At 52.5% G+C, this 2,810-nt stretch carries 3 protein-coding genes; 2 read left to right on the top strand and 1 reads right to left on the bottom strand.

What is annotated here, in order from left to right:
• On the top strand, positions 1 to 1,824 hold a 1,824-nt coding region (locus WCG50_RS18695), incomplete at its 5' end, for a PilC/PilY family type IV pilus protein (RefSeq protein ID WP_336901106.1).
• Between the two features lie 164 nt (positions 1,825 to 1,988).
• Entirely contained in the window at positions 1,989 to 2,543 is a 555-nt protein-coding gene (locus WCG50_RS18690; RefSeq protein WP_336901105.1) for a hypothetical protein, read from the top strand.
• Positions 2,544 to 2,562: 19 nt separating this feature from the next.
• Here WCG50_RS18690 and WCG50_RS18685 read toward each other — a convergent pair.
• On the bottom strand, positions 2,563 to 2,810 hold a 248-nt coding region (locus WCG50_RS18685; protein ID WP_336901104.1), incomplete at its 5' end, for an SEC-C metal-binding domain-containing protein.

Here is a 2,810-nt window from a genome sequence, read left to right as displayed (position 1 = left end):
TACACCAATACGGGGACAGTTTCAGCACCTGTTCTGACTTTATTTACCTGGGCCAATTTGCAAAACAATACGACTTTAGCTGCGTATTTCAAAACTCCCAATATTTCAACCTCTCCGCCAGCCTACCCGGTACAGATCACGGGACTTAGCCAATTCTGCTCAACCGGCACAAATTGCCTTACGTCTTCCGCGCAAAGTAATTTCACGGTCGCGACGAGTGGCGCTGCAGGCGAGGCATTGGTCAACTACCTGCGTGGCGACCGCAGCAACGAGGAGGGGACAGTGTCCGATACCTCACATTATTTCAGGCATCGCACGCACGTTTTGGGTGATATTGTTTCTGCCCAGCCACAGTACGTTGGGCCACCCAGCAAAACGTACACCGATTCGGGCTACGCCGCATTCAAGACAGCGCAAGCAAACCGTGCCGCCGTTGTTTTTGCAGCCGCGAACGATGGCATGCTGCACGCTTTTGATGCAGGGACGGGGGACGAAAAATGGGCCTACATCCCCTCTTTTGTCTTGCCAAAACTGTATGCACTGGCGGACAAAAGCTACTCCAACAAACATCAGTATTTTGTGGAGGGCACGCCAAAATCCAGCGACGCCTTGATCAACGGCGTTTGGAAAACCATTTTGGTGGGCGGCCTCAATGGTGGCGGCACCGGCTACTACGCCCTTGATATTACCGACCCGGCAACACCGGTACTTCTTTGGGAATTTACCAATGCCAACATGGGATACACCTTCGGCAACCCTGAGATCACCAAGTTAGACAACGGCACATGGGTGGTGATCGTATCGTCGGGCTATAACAACTGCGCAAGAAGTACATCAACCGGTTGTGTGACGTCCGCTGGCGATGGCAACGGCTATTTGTATGTTCTAAATGCCAGCACCGGGGTTAACGTTAGCGGTAGCCCCATCTCCACTGCAGTGAGTGGCCCAAGCGGCTTGTCTAGAATCATTGCCAAAGCGGGCTCGGACAATGTCACTACACGGGTTTATGGTGGCGACCTGCTGGGCAACCTTTGGCGGTTTACCACCGAGGTCTCCGGGTCTGCCGGCTTCAGCAAACAATTGCTGGCGACTTTTTTAGACCCCTCAGGCAATCCACAGCCTATTACGGCCAGGCCTCAAGTCACAACGCTGAATGGAACACCAGTTGTTTTTGTCGGTACAGGTCGTTACCTCGGGACGGGGGATGTCGGCAATACGCAGCAACAATCTTTTTACGGGGTCAAAGACAATGTGACCTCCACCGCGTACGCCAGCATTCGTACCGATAGTTCATTTATCAAGAAAACTGCTGTCAATGGAACCTGCCCGACCGGGACCGCTATTGAAATTTGTGATCCGGGCACGCAGATCAGAACTGTCTCCCTCAACACCGGGACCGTTGCCGCAGACAGCATCACTTCCACCTCTAAAAACGGCTGGTTTATCGACTTCCCGGTGAACGCCCATGAAATTGAGTTTACCGATCCCAAACTCGTTCTTGGAACACTGGCTTTTTCAACCAGCGTGCCGGTGGCTTCTACCTCAGTGGTCTGCGGGGACCCGGCTTTGAATGAGCTGCCTGCATTTGGTTATATGTTGGATTATTTGACCGGCGGTGCCGTGGGGACGACCGATGTCATTGCCAGCACCTTAGGCTTGGGCATTGCCACTTCACCCAATGTTATTCAACTGCCAAGTGGTAAAACTTTGGATATGTTCCGCCTTTCTTCTGGCGCACCTGTCAAGTTGGAGCACCGGTTTAATGTGGGATCGGGCACGAACAGTACAAGACGAGTTTCCTGGCGTGAACTGGTCACAGAGTAACTAGCGACAGTGCATGGTTTACGCCATGCACTGTCAACTTTTATAGTGGAATCATTTCGTTGGGGGGTGTATTTTTGGTGATTCGACGCCCTTGGCTGTTGGCATGCCTGCTTTCATTCACAGCGCATATTGGACTGGTTACGGTACTGATCCATAGCAGAAGCGTGAGCACACTTGGTACTCAAAGTATGCTTTTTCTAAAAGCGAACGTAGTTGCACCACAACCGGCGAGTCAACTACGACTGGCTAATGAGATACAACCAGACAGTGCTCCCCCAGTCATGGTGCCAGAGCACTTAAGTCAATCACCAACTCCTCTTGAACCCGATGATTTCCCCATGGTTTCTTCGTCAGTCACAGCTCAGAATTCCAGCCAAAAAACAGACACACAAGTAACAGGACCTCTCCCTGAACCTCATTACTTTAAGCCGGGTGAGCTGACAGAAAAACCTGTATTTTTGCGCGATGATGCGCCCGCGCAGCCTCAGGTCTTACCCGACATTTCCCCGCACCCGGTAATCGCTCATTTGCTGATCAATGAGGGCGGGCGCATTGATCAGGTCTTGATTGAAGGCGGTTTACTTTCCGAGCAGGCCAACCGTTTTGTTCAGGACTCTTTTGCCAAAACAATATTCAGCCCCGGCAGAATAGGTGGCATGTCGGTTAAGTCTCAACTAACTATTGAGGTCAGGCTTGATTCCTTGCTGCAAGTGGAATAGAACTGGTCGGACCCAAGTGTCAAGCCCCGCAACACTTCTTAAACTTCTTCCCGCTCCCGCAAGAACAAGGGTCATTCCTACCCGGTGTCGCCACTTTGTGAATCGTCTCCACACGGGGGCCGAAGTTGCGCCAGAGTTCATGCAGGTCGTACACCGCCCAGACGCCGTCGGCAAACGCATTCAGGCGTTTCAGGCTGATGCTGGCGGGGCCATCGTCGTCAAACACCGACAGCGTGGGCGGCTCGTTGTCGTCTTCGGTCAGGGCCA

Source organism: Rhodoferax sp. (assembly GCF_037143375.1).
Classification (GTDB): domain Bacteria; phylum Pseudomonadota; class Gammaproteobacteria; order Burkholderiales; family Burkholderiaceae_C; genus Rhodoferax.
The sequence above is the reverse complement of the archived record's forward strand: the minus strand, read 5'-3'. Positions and strand labels throughout refer to the sequence as shown.